The 19,871-nt window shown below is 49.0% G+C and carries 12 protein-coding genes; 2 read left to right on the forward strand and 10 right to left on the reverse strand.

The genetic code is table 11. From position 1 onward, the window contains the following. Window positions 1–4: 4 nt before the first annotated feature. The 9 genes from LZD49_RS15755 to LZD49_RS15795 all read right to left on the reverse strand — a co-directional run bounded on the left by LZD49_RS15755 (window position 5) and on the right by LZD49_RS15795 (window position 14,350). Window positions 5–568, reverse strand: a complete 564-nt coding sequence (locus LZD49_RS15755) for a DUF4199 domain-containing protein (protein WP_234668536.1) — start codon at window positions 566–568, stop codon at window positions 5–7. After that, complete coding sequence (locus LZD49_RS15760) at window positions 565–1,848, reverse strand: dihydroorotase family protein (protein WP_234668537.1); 1,284 nt, start codon at window positions 1,846–1,848, stop codon at window positions 565–567. The genes LZD49_RS15755 and LZD49_RS15760 overlap by 4 nt, the downstream gene beginning before the upstream one ends. Window positions 1,849–1,930: 82 nt before the next feature. Then, window positions 1,931–2,311, reverse strand: a complete 381-nt coding sequence (gene gcvH / locus LZD49_RS15765) for a glycine cleavage system protein GcvH (protein WP_234668538.1) — start codon at window positions 2,309–2,311, stop codon at window positions 1,931–1,933. A gap of 76 nt (window positions 2,312–2,387) precedes the next feature. Continuing rightward, window positions 2,388–9,554 (reverse strand): cell surface protein SprA, encoded by a 7,167-nt coding sequence (gene sprA, locus LZD49_RS15770; protein WP_234668539.1) that lies wholly within the window; start codon window positions 9,552–9,554, stop codon window positions 2,388–2,390. A gap of 99 nt (window positions 9,555–9,653) precedes the next feature. Next, complete coding sequence (gene ruvA, locus LZD49_RS15775; protein ID WP_234668540.1) at window positions 9,654–10,244, reverse strand: Holliday junction branch migration protein RuvA; 591 nt, start codon at window positions 10,242–10,244, stop codon at window positions 9,654–9,656. Window positions 10,245–10,277: 33 nt separating this feature from the next. Then, window positions 10,278–11,846: a lytic transglycosylase domain-containing protein gene (locus LZD49_RS15780; RefSeq protein ID WP_234668541.1), complete on the reverse strand. Its 1,569-nt coding sequence runs from the start codon at window positions 11,844–11,846 to the stop codon at window positions 10,278–10,280. A gap of 266 nt (window positions 11,847–12,112) precedes the next feature. Further along, a complete protein-coding gene (gene gatA / locus LZD49_RS15785; RefSeq protein WP_234668542.1) occupies window positions 12,113–13,570 on the reverse strand; it encodes an Asp-tRNA(Asn)/Glu-tRNA(Gln) amidotransferase subunit GatA in 1,458 nt (485 codons plus the stop codon). A 92-nt stretch (window positions 13,571–13,662) separates the two neighbouring features. Next, a complete protein-coding gene (locus tag LZD49_RS15790) occupies window positions 13,663–13,863 on the reverse strand; it encodes a twin-arginine translocase TatA/TatE family subunit (RefSeq protein ID WP_234668543.1) in 201 nt (66 codons plus the stop codon). Window positions 13,864–13,933: 70 nt separating this feature from the next. After that, a complete protein-coding gene (locus LZD49_RS15795) occupies window positions 13,934–14,350 on the reverse strand; it encodes a YkvA family protein (RefSeq protein ID WP_409021332.1) in 417 nt (138 codons plus the stop codon). Window positions 14,351–14,558: 208 nt separating this feature from the next. Between LZD49_RS15795 and mdh the strand changes: the two genes are divergently transcribed. Together mdh and LZD49_RS15805 are read left to right on the forward strand one after the other, a co-directional pair. Then, window positions 14,559–15,485 (forward strand): malate dehydrogenase, encoded by a 927-nt coding sequence (mdh, locus tag LZD49_RS15800; protein ID WP_234668545.1) that lies wholly within the window; start codon window positions 14,559–14,561, stop codon window positions 15,483–15,485. A gap of 170 nt (window positions 15,486–15,655) precedes the next feature. Further along, entirely contained in the window at window positions 15,656–18,448 is a 2,793-nt protein-coding gene (locus LZD49_RS15805) for a TonB-dependent receptor (protein WP_234668546.1), read from the forward strand. A gap of 39 nt (window positions 18,449–18,487) precedes the next feature. Here the strand turns inward: LZD49_RS15805 and LZD49_RS15810 are convergent, their stop codons facing one another. Beyond that, window positions 18,488–19,864, reverse strand: coding sequence for a hypothetical protein (locus LZD49_RS15810; protein WP_234668547.1), 1,377 nt, complete (start codon window positions 19,862–19,864; stop codon window positions 18,488–18,490). Window positions 19,865–19,871: the final 7 nt, after the last annotated feature.

Below are 19,871 nucleotides of genomic sequence, written 5' to 3' on the forward strand. Positions count from 1 at the left end.
AGATTTAGGATTTGTTGTTTTGAAGTATACTATAATCCTGTTTTCTCAAAATCAGTGAAATCACCAGGATCGGGATGATCGCCATGACAAGCCTTTGTGTGATTTCATTGCTGATGAGAATAGACGGCTTGTTCAATTTTATTGTTTGGTACAAGTCCAGAAATTCCTTGTCACTCAAATAACCCGTTTGAGACTTACGGCCCTGATTCAACACGTCCAGCGCATTAGAAATATAATCAGAGAATACGGAAGGATCGATATAGGTTACAAACAGATAGATAAGCCAACCATTAATAATCGCCGCTACGCAAGTGATCACGTATCCCATAGTAAGCGCCTCCCACAAATGAAGAAGCCCGTTTCCATAGTTTTTACGATAGTATCTCAATCCACTAAAAATGAGGATGGCGTAAACTCCCATATCCAGAGACCTCACCCCTCCAAGCGGCATCGCGCCCACCAAATACAACCCTACAAAGAATAAAAAAACAAATACGCCCAATGCTGCGCCAAAGAGCAGCGATACTTTTAAAATAGGTTTATTGAAATATGCTATAATCGATTTCATTGGAACCACTCCTGTTTACCATTGTTGATCACCCCTCTTACCTTGCCTTTCAGCGTCTGTCCCAGGAACGGTGTATTTTTTGATTTGGAATAACTTCTGTCAAACACCCATTCGGCATTCGGATCGAAGAATGTGAGGTTGGCTGTGGCACCTTCTGCTATTCCGACTTCCGGTAACCTTAAAATATGCCGGGGCTGCGTGGTGAGTTTCTCAATCACATCGCCCACATTCAACCCGCTGTGCATAGCTGCCAATGCAAATGCAGTTTCCAGGCCGGTTATACCAAAATCGGCATGATCGAATTCGAGGTTTTTGCTCTCCTCGTCATGCGGGTTATGATCTGAAACAATGGCATCAATGGTGCCGTCCGCCAAGCCTTCCCGTATCGCCGCATTGTCTTCTGCTGAGCGGAAAGGCGGATTAACTTTCAGGTTGGTATCAAAGCCGAGCAGGTCTTTATCTTCAAACGCAAGCTGGTGCGCGGCAATGTCACACGAAACCGGTAAACCTTTCGCTTTGGCCTCCCGGATCAGTTGGACGCTCGTTGCCGTCGATAGCAGCGAAACGTGCAGCACCGGCGCGGACGTGTCGTAGGTATTCTTTTCAAGCGCGTATTCGAGCAGTTTGAGGTCGCGGATCAGCATCATTTCCTCGGCAAGCGAGGGCATTCCCTTCATTCCCAAGAGCGTGCTGGTGACACCTTCGTGCATTTGGCCGTACAAGGTCAGTTCGCGGTCTTCCGGGCGGTTGATGAGCAATGCATTCAGCGGCCGCAGATAAAGGATCGTTTTAAGCAGCAGATCGGCATTTTGCACGGGGTTCTCGCCGTCTGTGAATGCAATGGCACCCGCCTGATGCAAGTCCATCATTTCGGTAAAATCCACCCCTTCGGCCTTTTTCGTTACCGCCGCCGCGGGGTGCAAAGTCACCAGTCCGCCGAAACCGCTGTGACGAATGTAATTCAGCGTATCCTTGCTATCGGTCACGGGTTGGGTGTTGGGCAGCAATACGATCTCCGTAAATCCGCCGCGCGACGCAGCCTCCCGCACGGAATGCAAATCTTCCTTATGCTCAAAACCGGGATCGCGGCCCTGCACGCGCATATCGACCCACCCTGCGGAAACGCACAAGCCATTGCCGTCGATTACCTGGGCACCTGCTCCGTCCAGCCGGTCACCTATTTGTTTAATTTTCCCATCCTCGATCAGCAAGTCTGTTACCTGACCGTTGAAGGGGGATTTTTTATCAATTACCCGGACCGAGTTAACTAACAATTTCATATATCATTTCAAACTATACACCGGAAATGCAACATTGAACCGGTTTCAAAAAAAAAGCTCCGAATGGAGCTTCAAACTAATATCAGGCACCTATAAAATTCTGGTACTCTTCGGCGGACAGCAGACCGTCTTCATCGCCGGGGTTGGCCAGGCTGATCTTGACCATCCATCCGCGACCATAAGGATCGGTGTTAACCAGTTCAGGTTCGCCGTCGAGTTCTTCGTTCACTTCGAGCACCGTACCTGCAACGGGGATGAACAGGTCCGAAACCGTTTTCACTGCCTCTACCGATCCGAAAACATCGCCTTTTCCGAGTTCTTCACCAATCGTGTTAATGTCCACATACACAATGTCACCTAATTCGTTCTGGGCATGCTCGGTAATTCCGATTATTGCCGTATCTCCTTCAATACGAATCCATTCGTGATCTTCTGTGTATTTGAGTTCTGATGGAAAATTCATGATAAAATCAGGTAAGTTGTGAACATCTTTGGAGCGCAAATTACACGATGTAAGCTGTATTTTCCAAATCAAAATGTTATTCAGCCAAATTGAACTTCAGCTGTACGCCACCGGCAGTGCTTGCGCGATAGAATGAGTTGGAAACCAGCGGGTCGTTGAAGGTGCGGTCGAAATAGAATTGAACGCTCAACCGGTTGTTGACCATGTAATTGACGGTCGGCCTTAGCTGGAAGTTGATATTTCCGGCAATAGGGATATTCTCTCCGTCGAACTTCCGCTGGATCGACCGCGTATCCCTGAACGTCATTGCGAGCTGCATGGTCATATCGTTTTTGAGCTTTCTCTTCACACCATTGATCTTGAACGGGAGCGGCACATTGTTTTTGGTAAAGCCAATGTTGACCGTAATGTCCTGGTTGAAGAGTTCCGCAACCTGCGAGTTCGATAGGTTCAATGCAATCGTGCGGTCGCGGTTATACTCCACGCGTGCGGTGACCCGGCTTTGCGTCCGCATTTCCACACCCACCAGCGGCTGGAACTTCTCCGAAAGTGTAATCGTACTCATCGCAAAAACGGGAATATACTGTCCCAGATCATTCAGCCTGGACGACAATGGATAGCCGGTTACAGCCAGGTTCACATATAGCGCTTCGTAATCGAGCGACGAGGTGAAGTTCCCGACACTGTAATTGGACATATACTTATGCCGCAATGTGAACGAACTAAAAAACCGCTTGAACGCCGGCAGTTGCGACAAACCTGAATAGCTAAGGTCCCAGTTCGGCATCGGGAATTTCAGGAACGGGTTGGTGCGCACCGTGTTCGGGTCTTTGCCGGTATAGGCCGCGAAGAACGATGAAATCAATACATCCTGGGATGTTTCGTTGTATTCACCGCCACTCTTATTTTCCGCATTCAGCCGGTCTTTGAGAATCGTTCTGTAAGCCCGGAATTTATCAAACACCGGCGATGAATTATCTCTTCGCATTTTAGCAAATGCTGTCCGGAACGACATAAACGACATGCTGAACTGGCCATTGCGCAGCGGGCTTTGCGAAACGAAATTACCAGTCGAATCAGGCCGGTAGAATTCCTGGTAGGCATCCTGCCGCGTGAGCCGCGCCTCGATGATCAGCCTGAAATCTTTGAACGGTTCCAGCGTGGTATTAGCCGAGAAATTCTTTGCGATGGTTTGCTGGAACGGCATATTCTGCTGCTGGCTTTTGGTAATCCAGCCTTTTTCGGCAGCCTTGATCTGGAAATTCCTATCCTGCTGTCCCAGCACGAAACCTAATCCAGGTGCATTGGCATTATCAAGCCCGAAATACTTTGGCGCCCGCAGATAGCCGGGCAATGCCGTCGTTTCAAGGACAGAATAGCTGACGTTGATACCGCGAACTGTCATCAAAACCCTCGTAAGGTTTTTGACAATATCCGTTGTGCGCATATCGATATCCTCGATGTCGCCCGGGCTTCTTGCGAAGTTCTTTCTGGCAACCGAGGGCGTGTTGGCAAATTTCAGATACCGCAGCTTGTTATAAAGCATTACAAAATCGATTTTCCCGGTAACGCCACGTTCACGGCTGTTGCGGATAATATCACCGAATGGCAGGCCGGTCGTGTCTTTCAAGCCTAATGCATTGGCCTGATACTGGTATGCAACGGAATGTTTGTAGTCCGCCGACATCCAGTCAAGTACTGGGATCTTGTCCAGCGGCAAGCGGTAGGTAAGGTCAATTTTTTGGTCAAAATTCTTGATCCGTCCCAGCTTCTTGAAGTTGCTCCAGAGCGAGTCTTTCTTCGCTCCGGTATTAATATCTCCTTCCGGCTCATCGACGATCGAGTTAGCAGAGGATGAATAGGTCAATGTCATGTTCCGCGTCAGGTTCCAGCCGAAATCGTAATAGCGGTTAAACCAGAAGTACTTTTCATAGAGCGGCTGCATACCATCCGTTGTCAGGTCTGCATTGCGTAGCTGCGTTTTCAGGAAACGACGGTCAACGTCGGTACGTAGCGACACCATATTCGGCAGGAGTGTAACATTGAATTCCTTGATGAATTCAGCCCAGCGGCCTGTTGCTTTCCACTTTTTGAAAGGTTCTATGGCTTTCGGCTGGCTGGCAAACATATAGGAGATCCCGGCCCGGTAAGCTCGCTGGTTATATTCCTGTGTCAGGATATTTCGTCGTTTGTCGTCGCTGAATGCGTAGGTAAACGAGAAGTTTTCAAAATCGTAAAAATGGTTTTTCGCCCCCGGCTTGGTCTTGATCTTCCGAACGTTTGAGAAGTTAAATCCTCGCTTGACGGCGTTTTCTTCCACCATTCGCCGGTAACCGTCGCGCTGTTCGTCCGTTTGGAGGTTATCCAGCGAAATACTTAAAGGCGTATCCGGATCGAGTGGGTCAAAATGAGGTTTAACATTCCTTCTGTCATAACTTACAAACAACGGAATCTGGAAACCCCAGTTTACCGGAAGGAGTTTGTCTAATGCAATGTTGGAAGAAAAACCGTATTCGGAAGTGAAGTTCCGTGTACGCTCGCCAATCCGCTGCTGCACCGTTCCGAAACCAAATGTCTCGATCCGCCCCGAAGCCGTCAATGTCGCAAAGTCGGCCAGCTTGGCATTGAGCTGTGCAATGGCAGCGATACCGCCCGTATCGTCGAAACCTTCCACGTGCATCTCATCCACCCAGAGACAAAACGTTTTAGAACGCTCGTCCACCGATTTGGGGTTGCGCATCCCGATCATCATGACCTTCACCGCGCTAAGGTCAGGGTTCCCGACGACGGTCAGCTTATATCGCCCGTCGGCTGTTGTAATCGTATAAGGTACACTCAGGTTCTTGTCGAGCTGCCGGTTCCGTTGCGATTTCGCGTTGATCAGGTCAGACAATGCGATGTTGATCTCATTGCTTTCAGGCCAAATTTCTTCCCGTTCTTTAGGTCCCGGACCCGTTGCCTTTAAAGCCGACAGATCGATTTCGTAATAATTTTGGGTAAGGTCGGTACCGATGCGCATGAATGTACCCACCATGTTATCCTCGTTTTGCTCATTCTGCATGTGTACATACATACGCAGGCGCTTACGGAACAACAGGTCAAGGTTTACATTTTTGAAAACTGCGCGCGAATCGCCATCGCGAAGGTTCGTCACACAGAGGCTCATCGATTGCTCGTTCAGCTGCAACGGTGGACGTTGCGTATTGTCCTGATCACGCTCCCAGGTGGGTGGAATGTTATATACGTATTTATTAACAGCATCGTTAGCCTGGCTGTTTTCTTCGATACTCACAGTTCCGACGGTAAATTTCGCGTCATAAGGCTCCGGAACTTCTTGTAAGCCAGGCGCATCCAGATTATACGTGTATTTCCGATACTGCTGACCTATCATTTGCAACTGGGCAAAACGCAGCACGACCGGCTGCTGGAAATCGGTGAGGTACATCCGCATGAAACGGATTGACTTAAATCCGTTCATGTTTCCTACAATTCCCGAAAATTCCTTGATAGGAACGCGGAAAAGGTACCAGCTCTGGCCGTCCTTCGTATTTACGGTTTTGTCAACAATATAACCATTACCCACCGCCAGCTGGCCTGGCTTCAGATCGATTTCATATTCGTAGTAAGATTCGTTGTCGTTGATAGTGTTATCGACGTTCATATCCTCGCCGTCGGGAATATTGGTCGAAGCCGGGGTTACATCCACCGACCGTCCCTGGCTTTCGGGCGAATTGTTCTCCATCCCGATATAGTTCTTGTAACGTTGCAGCACTTTCAGGTTGGCGCTATCGAGCTCGGCCCCCAGGAAGAATTGAAAATCGTCACCGGAAGGGTCTTCAAGGATTCTCGCACGCGCATCTGGCGTAAGGTTGGCAGGAAGGCGATCTAGGAAATTTTTGAAGAAAACCCGCTCCTCTTCGTTGGTCAAACCATCCAAACCGACATCTTGCTTCTCACGCGCCCCATCCTCGTTGCTGAATGCATTGATCAGGTATTGCGATTTCGTGGCATAACCCCAAGCCGTAGAATCTACATTCACGCCTATTTGTTTTGGCACGAGCGGTAAGCCGTTTTCGAAATTGTAACGCTCGTCAGGAATCACATCCTCAGAAATATCCCCGAGGTTAAACACCAGCTTACCGCCTGTCGTATTGGCACGCGCCGCTTCAAAACCGTCCCGGATCACACCGTTCGCGTCGTTAATGAAAGGATCAAGCATCCAGAATTCGATACTCTCGATATTCGCATTGTCAAAGTCGTTGTCCGAAGTAATGGCACGGCTTAATGCTCCGAAATTGTTTCTCGGGGTCTTCATACGGCCGTCCGGGTTAAGGTCCGTATTGTAGTTGTACATTCCCCGCTCGCCAGGATAATAGGCAATATCCAGAATCTGTTGTGGGTAAGTTACCAAACCGGCAATGGGGCGGTTCGGGAATATGTCGGTGGGAAGGTACAGCCGCTCATAATAGTTTTTTCGGTCGTTATCATCAAAGTTGGCTGGTGGCTGGTAACCTCCGCCAAGCCCCTGTGCACCTCCAAAAATATTATCGACGGTGTAAGCGGATATTTTGGCACGTTTGTAGGCATAATTGAGATTTTTACCGTCAAAGCCATCCCGGAATTTTGCAGGGACAGCGGCCAGTCTCCATTTCTGCGGTTGCCGCGCCAGATCATAAATCGTCCGTGCCGCTTCGAAATCATCTACCAGTGACCGGTTGTTGACGTCCTTCGAAACACCGGGAAATAATTTTGCTACCTCGCCTTTGAACTGGATTGAAGACATCTCCTTCGTTTGCAAGAACGGCAAAGCGTCCAGCCATTTGGTCAGGAAGGGAGCGTCCTTGCGGAAGTTTATATCGAACCCGAGCATCGAGTTATTCACAGGCTCATTACCAATGGATACCCTCGTAAGGAATCCGGCGGTACGTTCCTTGTACTTCATGGCCGTCATACCGATACTCAGGTTACGGTTAGCTACGTAATCAAGGCGGGTTCCTACCAATGTCCTGATCTGGTTCTGGAACATATCCGGGCGCTCGTATTCGATCACGATCTCGCGGCCGGAGTTGAGCACGCTGGTATTCAGGATCCGCACACGGCCAATCTGCGCTTCGACGATATAATCCGAGCCAGATGCGAGTGGCACACCGCCGGACGTAACCGTTACGGAAGTTTCCAGCACCCCAAAAGGCAACTGCACCTCTGCACCACCGCTCGATTGATAAGCACCTTTGATATAAAATTTGTTGCGTTCCGAAACCTGCTGGGCATCGATCATCGTGGTGCGGTAAAGCTCGCTGAAGACGTATTTATTGCGGTAAACATCCTCGCCCGGACCAAACTTTTTGGAAAGGTTGCTGCCGAACGGTTCGAGTACCGGGAAAATAATGCGCCCGGTTTTACTGTCGACGGTAATCCCTTCCACAAAGTCGAAGTTACCGTCGGGTTGCAGATCGTTGACGGGATTGAGCCGGTCGAGACCGGAGAGACGGATCAGCGGAATGTTCGCAATGCTGCTCTCCTGCAAATTGGGATTATCGATACCAGTCTGGTCGTCCTTATAAATGACCCTCAACTGAAATCCCTGTTTATCAATTTGGCTGGTACCAAGGGAATAGATGTTTTTCATCATCAAATCCCACATCGGCAGCTTGGTATTGTTCCGGATCGTCGAAGACTTCAAAAGTTTCAGGGCAATTACCTCATTGTCCCTTCTCGCCTGGTAATCCTCGGTAAGCTCCCCCACCTTGAAAGCCCTGCCGTTCAGCGTGTACTCATAAGAAACGGCTAGTACTTCGTCGTTGCGGAGCGCATTCGTAAGAGAAATGTATCCAAGCTGCGGGTGAAAGGTGTAATCACGGTCTGCAATCAAACGTTTAGCGCCACGGAGCAGCTCATAGTCTACTGTTTTCTCAAGGCCCAGCCCCGTAACGGAGGTATTGGTATTATCTACCTGTCTGAACGCATTGTTGCCGGTCAATGTCTTGTAAAGGCCGTTGGCGTCGTTGTTAGCAGGCGATGTGGAACGTACCGGTTGCAAATTCGGGTTACCTGCGCGGTAAGGTGCGGGCTCACCCAGATCGGCAAAACCGACAACATTACGCAGGGATTCAGTAGTGGTGGTACGGTTTGTCACATACACCTCAATGCGCGTCACTGTCACACCGGAAGTAATGGTCGGGGTGTTTTGCAGCGAGCTTTCGTAGATATTCCGGAAGTATTGTGAGAGGAAAAAGTTGCGATTTTCGTCATATGTATCGGCCCGCAATTCAAAATCCCTGCTTTGCGCACCGCCGCGGAGCGTGATCCGTTCTTTGCTGGATTTCTGTTGTGAAGCAACAAATGTGGCACTCAAACGTCCAAACTGGAAATCGGTCTTCAAACCGAATAGGTTTTGAACGCCGGGAATCAGTTGGCTGTTGATCGCCCAGTTAATATTACCCGCCTCAATTTTCCGGATAAAGCTTTCCTCGGGATTTTTGTAATTCAGCTTAATTGCATTCTCGAAGTTGAAGTTGGCCTTCGTGTCGAAGTTGGTCTGAAAACCAAGCTGATCGCCCAGCTTCGCATCAAAATTGATATTGATCTGTTCGTTGAAAATAAATTGAGTATTCCGGCGCTGACGGATCGGAATAGCCGGATTGTCCAGGAACTGATGCATCAGCCCCAGATCCAGCGATACAAAACCCGTTGGTTTAAAATTTATAAAATCGTCACCAAGTAATTTGGACAAACCTGGTGGAAGGTCCAGCTTCGGTAGCAATCCGCGCGCTCCCATCGCGCTGTTGCCGTCCTGCCTTCCTGCATATTCGCGCAGAAGGCTTTTGAACGCTCGGTCCTCCTGGATTTTGTCATAAGTTTCCAGATCCATTCTTTCCGGTGCACGATAGTTCAAACTACCGCCTGGCGTCTGAATTTTTTCGGTCACTGCAATTTTACCGGCACTGTCAAGCGTAATATTAGTAGAGATGTTGTTCGGTTCGCGGAGGTAGAAAGGCGAACGTGGCCTTGGCTCGGTAATTCGGTTGGAATAATAATCCTTCCAACGCATGATAAGCTGGGAGCCCGACCGATCGATATTCTTCCTGGTCGTATCGTCCTTTAGCGTATCCGCAAGTATGGCCCACTCTTCTGCCTGCTCAGAATATGGTTCGCCCTTGCCGCCCGAAACGTTTACGAGAAAAACCGCTCCGGCCGAAATGCTTAGTACCTTAAAAAGATAAGAGTAAATCGTTGATGACAAGGTAATATACTTATTTAGAGAAGGTTGTATTTACAAACAAATCCATCAACACGATTTTACCGTTGTAAAATTTTTTACCAAATATCATTGCGGTTCCGGTTATCGTAACGCCATTTTGATCAGATTTTCAACGCTAATAGACTGCCCCTCACGCTTGATGATGGCATCCAGACTTTTCTCCGCCGTAGCTTTGGGAATACCCAAAGTAACGAGCGCAGCCAACGCTTCACTCCGCAGAGTGCCCGAGGACGTTTCAGCAGATTTAACACCTGTTGAAACCAATTCTTCTTTTCGAATTTTGTCTCTTAGTTCGAGGATCACGCGTTGAGCTGTCTTGGACCCGATGCCTTTAATCGACTGGATTAGGCGAAGATCTTCATCGATAATCCCTTGCCGTATTTCAGAGGAAGAAAGCGAGGAGAGCATCACGAGCGCGGTAGACGGCCCTATTCCCGAAATGCTTGTCAAGTCCAGAAATAGCTTTTTCTCATCATTTCCCCCAAAACCGTACAGGACGTGGGCATCTTCCCGTATATTGAGAAACGTTACAAGCTTGCACCGCGCACCAATGTCCGGAAGCGAAGTGTAGGTTTGTAACGATATACGAACCTCATAACCCACTCCATTCACATCGATAATAGCGTACGCAGGGTCTTTATAGGTTACAATCCCGTTAACGTAGGCAATCATAAAAATAGTATGTGTATGTTGAAGCGTTAATTTCTAGGTAGAAATGATCAGTTTCTGACCAGGCTTGATAGAGTTGCCCCTGATCTTGTTCCGCTTTTTCAGCTGACCGATTTCCAGACCGTAGCGCTGCGAAATAATCCATAATGTATCTCCTTTTTGTACGGTATGATAACGTTTCCGGGTATGACGCTGCTGTTTGGCCACTTGTTCTTCCTCATACTGCGGCCTGGCTTTTACTACTGCAATGCGGGTTGCAGGTACAGTTTCCTTTACTTCCCTGTAAATCACCAGGCGCTGGCCCTTGCGGATATTGTTGCGGCGGATACGGTTCCATTTTCGGAGGGAAACAACCGATACACCGTATTTCCGGGCGATACCCGCTACATTGTCGCCTCGGCGAACTGTATAGGAAACGCGCTTAGTCCGGCTCCGTTGGACAACATCCTCTTCCCCATCTTCTTCATACGAATCGTCGCGATCTGCATTTTGCACATTGGAAGCCAGAACGTACGGAAACGCCCCATTTCCACCAAGCGAATCGGTTTTAGTGCTATCAGCTTTGGCCACCATCACACCGGAAGAAAGTAATCTTCTAGTGCAGGAATCCATGATCGATGAGCGGTTGCTCATCAGGTAGGTGAACTGTACGCTTGGGACTTTCAATACAAAATCGCGCGTCTGATCCGGGAGGACCGTTTTCGTAATTTGCGGGTTCAACTTTTGAAGGACTTCGAAATCAATGCTGGCATTGTTGCAAAAGGTTGCCAGGTCAATGTAGCCGTCGATGTGAATGGTGTCGTTGGGAATCTGGAATTCAGTGCTTTCGGGGAAAATGCCGTGGTCGTAGCCGTAGTTCATCATATAGTTCATGGCTACGTATTGCGGCACGTAAGAGCGAGTTTCGCGGGGGAGGACGTTATAGATCGTCCAAAAAGTGGTTCCGCGTGAGCGGCGCATGGCACGTTTTACATTGCCCGGGCCCGTATTATACGAAGCCAATGCAAGCTCCCAGTCGCCAAAAATTCTGTAAAGTTGTTTGAGATAAAGACAGGCCGCCTCTGTCGCCTTTGCCGGCTCGAAGCGTTCATCAATGTATTTGTCCTGATAAAGACCGAATTCCCGTCCCGTAGCCGGCATAAATTGCCACAGGCCGCCAGCGCGTGCATGGGAAATTACCGTAGGATTTAGGCCCGACTCGATCATCGAAAGGTATTTCAGTTCGGTTGGTAAGCCGTGTTTCGCCAGCGCTTTTTCAAAGAGCGGGAAGTATAGCGGCATCCGCTCCATCATCGTCCGCGTGAAATTTGCTTTTTTGTAGATGAAATATTCTACAAACTCGTGCGATGACTTGTGATAAGTAAGGGGGATTGATTTTTCGAGCTTCGCGAAGCGTTCTTTCAAAAGCTTCTCCGGAACAGCGGGATTCGCCCCGATTTCCTCCACTTCCGGAAGTGACGGCATCAAATCACTTTCCTGAGCAATACTCTCAACTGTATCCTGCCCGGATGTCAAACTCTCCTGTGGAACCATCGCCCCAACGGACGTATTCCATAAACCCGCACACATGGCTCCGAGCCACAATACTTTTTTTGAAATCCTCATTAATAAATGTTTTTTGAAGGTTAATCAATTCAAGGTTTTCAATGGCTTATACCTGTTGATGTTTACTGACAGATAATGAGGTCCCTTTTTTCCTGATGAATCAGAATAATCTCTAATACATTTGCTGATTTTACACAACTCACTCGTCCAGAATAACGTAACATAATCGCCTGCTATTCTGGCATGATAATTTCTTCGAAAATTAGGTTAATAATACAGCCTGAGCGCTTCACAAGGTCCAAACAAAGGAAATTTCCCTTATAACTTTAGTTACTCTGGCTGTACGCTACGGCCCCTTCCCGATTCAATTCCGTGAGGTAGCTGGCAAAGGCCAGCATCTTTTCCTCACCGAAATAAGGGGCCATGATCTGAATCCCGATAGGCATTCCCTGTTCGTCCAACCCATTCGGTATTGAAACCGCAGGATTACCCACGACATTCGCTTGTACAGTGAAAATATCCGCAAGATACATTTGTAAAGGATCTTCGGTCTTTTCACCGATCGTAAAAGCTGTGGTAGGTGTGACCGGGGAAATCAAAAAATCGAACTGTTCGAAGAACCGGCTCGTTTCCTCCCGCACCAATCTTCTAACGCGTTGCGCCTTGGTATAGTATGCGTCGTAATAATTTGCACTTAATACGAAAGTACCCAATAGTATTCTTCTCCTTACCTCATCTCCGAAACCTTCCGTACGTGTCTTCTTGTACATGCTTTCAAGATCGGCCGACTCGGGGCTGCGGTAGCCGTAACGCACCCCGTCAAAACGCGACAAATTGGAACTCGCTTCGGCAGTGGTTAATATATAATAGGTAGGCAAAAGCGAATCCAGCAGGGGCATATCAATGCCCACAACCTCATGCCCTTCCGCACGTAGGCGGTTGAGCGTGTCGGAAGTTTGCCGGCGGATTTCCGGGGCAATGGCTTCATTCTCCACCGCATCGCGAACATAACCGACTTTAGCTTTACCTTTCCATTCCAGATTTTCGGTGTAGGAAGGCACTGGTCTTTCCGCAACGGTGCTGTCAAAATCGTCCGCGCCCGACATTACTTCCAATATCAATGCTGCATCAGCTACACTTTTGGTAATCGGACCAATGCAATCGAATGAGGAAGCGTAGGCAATGAGGCCATAACGAGAAACGCGACCATAGGAAGGCTTGACGCCGATCACACCGCAAAATGCAGCAGGCTGGCGAACCGAACCTCCCGTATCGCTTCCCAATGAAGCGTGGCAAAGTCCCGCCTGAACGGCTACCGCCGAACCGCCGGAAGAGCCCCCCGGAACTTTGGAATTGTTTATTGCATTCAGCACCGGGCCGAACGATGAATTCTCATTGGACGAACCCATCGCGAATTCATCGCAGTTTTGCCTTCCGATGATGATCGCATCCTGGTCGAGCAGCCTTTGAACAGCTGTCGCGGTGTAGGGTGCTGTATAATTTTGAAGGATCTGGCTTCCGGCCTGCAAGCCGTGGCCAGTTAGTGAAAGCACATCTTTGAGACCGATTACCATACCTGCCAGCTTCCCGGCGGTACCGTTGGCGATCTTCGCATCCACGGCCAGTGCGGCCTTCTTCGCTTCTTCGGTGTAAACTTCTACAAAAGCATTCAGGTGCTTGTTGGCCTCTATCTTTTCCAGATAATGGTCGACCAACTTGACGCACGTCAATCCTTCTTCACGTAGATCCCTCTGAATTTCGGCCAGCGTCAGATACTCTTTCAAGGCAATTTTTTTGTGGGGTTGTAAATAAAGAATCAGAGCCGTTAAGTGCTAGCTTAATGGCTCTGGATCAAACCTTCGATAAGATGGAAGCGTTATTTGGGGTCTTCCATGCTTTTTTCAATATTTTCCTTAACGTCTTTAGTTGCGTTCTTGAACTCATTGATACCTTGCCCCAAACCGCGCATAAGCTCCGGGATTTTCTTTGCTCCAAAAAAAAGCAACACGAACAGAGCGACAAAGAAAATCTCCTGTCCACCTAATCCCATAAATCCCAAAACGGTTACTGATTCCATATCTGTTTCTTTTATTATTGTTTACAAAAATAACGATTCTTTTTAATAACAACTAGACCTCCGCCCGGTTTTATCCTATATTAATTGTCTTTGTTACCCTCTCCCAATCACCGAATTTACGGATGTCGTCGCCAAGTGCCTTGACAAGCCATACCACCAGCGCTACGTCGTCGGTAATCCCAATAACCGGCAGAAAGTCAGGAATAAGGTCTAACGGAGATACGAAATAAATGAGCACAGCGACTATTGAGACCAAACTTTTCCAGGGAAGCTGCTTATATTCGCCGGAAGCATAGGCTTTCACCATGCGGATCAGCAACAGGACACTGGTTTGAAATTCGGCGAGGTTTTCCTTTACACCTACGGTCTGCAATTTGCCGATCACCTCTTTGAGGAGCTCGAACAACCGGGTTGAATTTTTGGCATAACGCCCCGCTTTCCCTTTGGCATTCCTGAAAAAAATCGACTGTAAAATCCGCGAAATCATTGACTGGTCACTCATGATACAAAGCAGGAAAAAGAAGTTGATAAAGCCATTATAACTATCAATTTACGGAAAAAATTGCGTTCCGGATGACGACCGGAGGTTTTGCGGCAAAAAATCAAATTCCCCTTGGTTTAAACAAATTATGTATCATACTTTTAGGAAAAAATATAAAAAGCATCAATTTCTATACAATTAACCATATTTCCCTATGAAGATTACTGTTGTAGGTGCGGGTGCCGTAGGCGCAACCACTGCCGATAATATCATTCGTCGTGAGCTGGCAGAGGAGGTGGTATTGCTGGACATCAAAGAGGGTGTCAGCGAAGGCAAGTCACTTGACATGTACCAGACAGCCGCTTTGCTGGGGTTCAATACCAAGCCCATCGGCTCTACCAATGATTACGAAAAAACCAAAGGCTCGGATGTCGTTGTGATCACTTCCGGGTTGCCCCGTAAACCGGGCATGACCCGCGAAGAGCTCATTGGCATCAATGCAGGAATCGTAAAGGGAGTGACGGAAAATCTTTTGAAATATTCACCTAAAGCAATCGTGATCGTTGTATCCAACCCGATGGACACGATGACTTACCTGGCTTTGAAGGAATCGGGTATTCCCAAAAAACGCCTCATCGGGATGGGCGGTGCGTTGGACAGCGCCCGCTTCAAGACCTACCTCGCTTTGGCTATGGACGTTTCGCCACTGGATATTCACGGAATGGTGATCGGTGGCCACGGCGACACCACCATGATCCCATTGACGAGACTGGCCACTTACAACGGTATTCCTGTAAGCCGCTTCCTCTCCGCCGACCAGCTCGAAAAGGTAGCTGCCGACACGATGGTAGGTGGTGCCACATTGACCAAACTGATCGGAACTTCCGCGTGGTACGCGCCGGGAGCCGCTACATTGCTTTTAGTCGAGAGCATCGTCCGTAACCAGAAGCGCATTGTTCCTTGTAGTGTTTATCTGAATGGGGAATATGGCCAGAAGGACATTTGCATGGGCGTACCGGTTGTGCTGGGCCGCAATGGTTGGGAAAAAATCATCAACCTGCGCCTGAGCGATGCTGAAAAAGCGTCGTTTGAAAAGTCAGCAGAGGCCGTTCGTTCAATGAACGCCGCTTTGAACTTGTAAGCGAAGCATTAATAGTTAAAATACAGGCCGGTCCGGATCTCCGGGCCGGCTTTTTCTTTGGTCGGATATTTGTTTTTAAAGGCAGCGTAGGCTAATTTAAGATTAAATAGTATAGTAAAAAGTCAATATTCTACCATCAACAAATATTCACGCATTTTAAACACACTTTTATGAGAACATCACTATTCATTCTATTCTTCATCTCTGCCTCGCTCAGCGCATTCGCGCAATCCCTCAAAGGAAAGATCACGGATGAAAAAAATGGCTCTGCGCTACCCGGAGTTTCCATTCTGGTGCAGGGAACCAACACCGGTACCGTAACGGACCCGGACGGAAATTTCGCATTGAGCCTTGCCGACGGTAGCTACAACATCGTCATCTCGTTCATCGGCTACACATCCAGGATTATCCCGGCGACCGTCAGCGCAGGACAAGCCGCCCCGCTCAACATTACGCTGGCTGAATCTTCGGAAGTATTGGGAGAAATTGTCGTAACAGGTTCGCGAAGCGGTGGACGTTCGCGCATCGACTCTCCGGTTCCAGTTGACATTATTCCTGTTTCACAAATCACCAACAGCGTCGGCCAGGTTGACATTAACCAGATCCTCACCTACATCGCACCATCTTTCCAATCGTCGCGGCAAACGATCTCGGACGGTTCCGACCACATTGATCCTGCCCAACTCCGTGGTCTCGGGCCCGATCAGGTGCTGGTGTTGGTGAATGGCAAAAGAAGGCACCAGTCGTCGCTCGTGAATGTAAACGGGACGGTCAACAGGGGCACGGTTGGTACCGATTTGAATGCGATTCCGGCAACGTCGGTTGAGAAAATCGAAATCCTCCGGGATGGCGCCGCGGCACAATACGGCTCCGATGCGATTGCCGGAGTGATCAACATTATCCTGAAAAGCCGCACCGGCCTCAGCGGCAATGTATCGTATGGACAGAATGTGACGAGCTACGACAAAAACTATATTATCAATAACAACAAGGATGCGTCCGTCAACATTTCGGACGGCGGCACGGCTCAGATCGGGCTTAATTATGGGTTGAAGATTGGTCAGAAAGGATTTGTAAATATTACCGGCGAATATGTGCACCGCGACGCCACCAACCGCACCGGAACTTACACCGGCCAGATTTTCCCGGCAGTCGACGGCAAAGTAGTCGATGACGACCTGCTGAAACAAAAAAACCTCACCCGGAACGACTTCGATATGCGCATCGGAAACTCGGAAGTGAAGGGCGGCGGCGTTGTCGTCAATGCGAGCATACCGCTTTCAGAACAGGTAGAACTGTACGCATTTGGCCAATACAACAATAAAAAAGGCAATGCGGCCGGATTTTACCGCTATCCCAATGGCGTGCCTGCGGTAGTGCGGACCAATATTTTTGCCGTGTATCCCAATGGCTTCCTGCCGGAAATCAATAGCGACGTGACCGACATTTCGGCCGCGGCGGGTATTCGTGGCAAGTTTGGTGAATGGCGGTACGACCTCAGCAACACGTTTGGCAAGAATGATTTTGACTACCTGATCAGCAATTCCGTCAACTACACCCAGGCGATTTCGAATGCCAATTTCCAGCGCGAGTTCAATGCGGGGGGTAATGCGTTTCTCCAAAACACGATCAACCTGGATCTTGGACGAAAATTCAATGTCCTGCAAGGGCTCAATGTAGCGCTCGGGGCCGAGCAGCGAACCGACAAATACACCATCACGGCAGGTGAAGAAGCTTCCTACAAAAACTATGATATTGCAGCGGGTGTGGCTGCCGGCGCACAGGTATTCTCCGGGTTTTTCCCACAAAATGCAGGATCGCATGCACGGCACAGCGTAGCCGGTTACCTGGATCTCGAACAAGACATTACCGAGGCCTGGGTTGTGAGCGCCGCCCTCCGTTTTGAAAATTATTCGGATTTCGGAAACACACTAAACTACAAAGTTGCGACCCGCTACAAAATAACGGACGGCATTGCACTGCGCGCTTCGACCAGCAGCGGTTTCCGGGCACCATCGCTGCAACAGCGGTACTATGCCAAAACCAACACGCTTTTTGTGACCCAAAACGGCCAGCAGGTGCCCCAGGAGAGCGGCACTTTTACCAATGACAGCAAGCCGGCAGAAATCCTCGGAATACCAAAGCTGAAACAGGAAACATCACAGAGTTATACCGTCGGTGCCACGGTGCAGATCAGCAATGCATTTGAATTGACCGTGGATGCTTACCAGATCGATATCGATGACCGGATCGTGCTTACTAACAACTTCAACGACGGAGGCAATGAAAATCTGAAAGCGCAGCTTGCAGCAGCCAATGCGACCACAGCCAACTTCTTCGCCAATGCCGTCGATACGCGATCAAGAGGGATTGAAGGCGTTTTGTCTTACAATACTAAATTTGGCAAAGGCCAGTCGCTAAGGGCCGTGCTGGCAGGAACATTCATCCAAAACAGGGTAAAAAAAGGGGCGGACGGCAAACCAATCATTCACGCTTCCGACATTTTGATCCAGACCAATCAGGTCAATACCTATTTCAACCGTGAAGATTTGAGCCGCTTTGAAATAGCCAGTCCGCGCAACAAGCAAAGCCTGACCATCAACTACAAAGCAGGGAAATTCGGGGCAATGTTGCGCGGGGTGAGGTTTGGCGAAGTCACCTATTGGGATCCGACGATCGACCCCACCAAACCAGACTCCTGGCCCGTGAACACGCTTACCGGTAACAAGGAAACGCTCGACCAGACTTTCGGTGCCAAAATCGTGACCGACCTCGCATTGAGCTACGATCTGGTCAAAGGCATCGGCGTGACAATCGGGGCCAATAATGTGTTCGATGTGTACCAGGATAAGCATACGCATTCGGGCAATGTGAGCTCGGGCCGGTTTGTGTATTCGCGCCGTGTCCAGCAGATGGGCTTTAACGGCCGTTACCTTTTTGCAAGACTGAATTTTACATTTTAGCACATTCCAGGCCAGCCGGACCCGGAATGTCCGGCTGGTTTAAATTGAAATCTGATATTGCAAAGTCCAGCTACCGCGCCGGCTATCTTTGGCAAGCTCATTGGCGATCGAAGCAGCTTTATAGACAGGCCGGTTTTCGTAATTGAGCGATAATTTGCCATTGTGCCCTTTCATCAGCCAGTTTACACCCGCATTATAAATGTTTACCGCATCCTGCAAACGATCATAATCGCCGCGTTGCAAGGATGCATAAGGCATTAATGTGCCCTGGTCGCCTAGCAGACCATCTTTCAGCTTGTACCCTGCTTGTGCATAAATCACATTACCTGTCCCAAACATCGGATAAGCATTCCCATGTGTGCCGCCGACGCCCGTAATCGGCTGCGAGGTGCCGGTCGCAGGGTTCATAATGCCATTGTAGCGGAGGTAACCTTTACCATAGTCCGTCCCGAAATAGCCGACATAGGCAGACAATGCCGTTCCTTTCTCCGCATTCAAAGGCATATCCAGGTAAGCGGCCACCGACCAGAGCGTCATGTCGCTGTAAAGCGTATCTACGGCCTCCTTCCGCCATGTCGCATTCTTTTGAGAGGTAATGCCGGCTTCGACGTTCAATACTTTCCGTTTGCCGAGGTAAGTGCCTGTCATGTAGCCAGGCGTGGTGTTGTCTTCGGTATCGAAAATGTTGTAAATAAGCAAACCCTGGAACTGTTTGCGGTGTTTGCGCTGCGCGAAAACGGAGTTTTGGTTCAGCGCAGCGGGAGTCGAGCCACTGGTTTCAACCGGAAACGGATCTGCGACTCCGACGCGATAGTTCAGCTTGCCGATCTGGCCCCGGCTATAAACGGTAAGTTTTCTGGAAAACTGGTCGGTCTGGTCGACGGTTGCCTGCGCAAATACCGGCACGTCCAATGTCATGATGGTGCCAATGCTGGGCTGCGAGAAGCGGGAAAAGCCGCTGACAATGGTTAAGCCGCCTCCAAAACGTATAAAGCTGTTGCCTTTGCGCTGGATTTCATATTCGCCGACGGCGTCATGAAAGAACGCGGCGATCTTGCGTTGGCTGGGTGTTCCGGTGGTATTGTAGGTAGGGAATGCACTCACTTTGTTGAAATTGTTCATCCCAAACTGCGTGTAGAAGAAAATGCGATCAGTGAGTTGGCCGAATAATTGCATGCGCGTCCGCCGCAGGCCAATATCAAATGTATTGGCTTCGTGATCACTCAAAACGGTCGTGCCCGGGTTGTTATCGTTCAACCGCAGCCATACCTGATTCGTGAAGGTGAATTTTACATAATGTGAGCCGGATTCGTTAAGATTGTAACGGATATCATTTCTCTTGTTATCGTCCGAAGGCATCACTTGCGCAGTCGCCACGGTTGTTCCGAGCATGATGAGGGAAAGGATTTTTTTCATTTAGAGT

Origin of the sequence: Dyadobacter sp. CY261 (genome assembly GCF_021440085.1) — a bacterium.
GTDB lineage: Bacteria > Bacteroidota > Bacteroidia > Cytophagales > Spirosomataceae > Dyadobacter.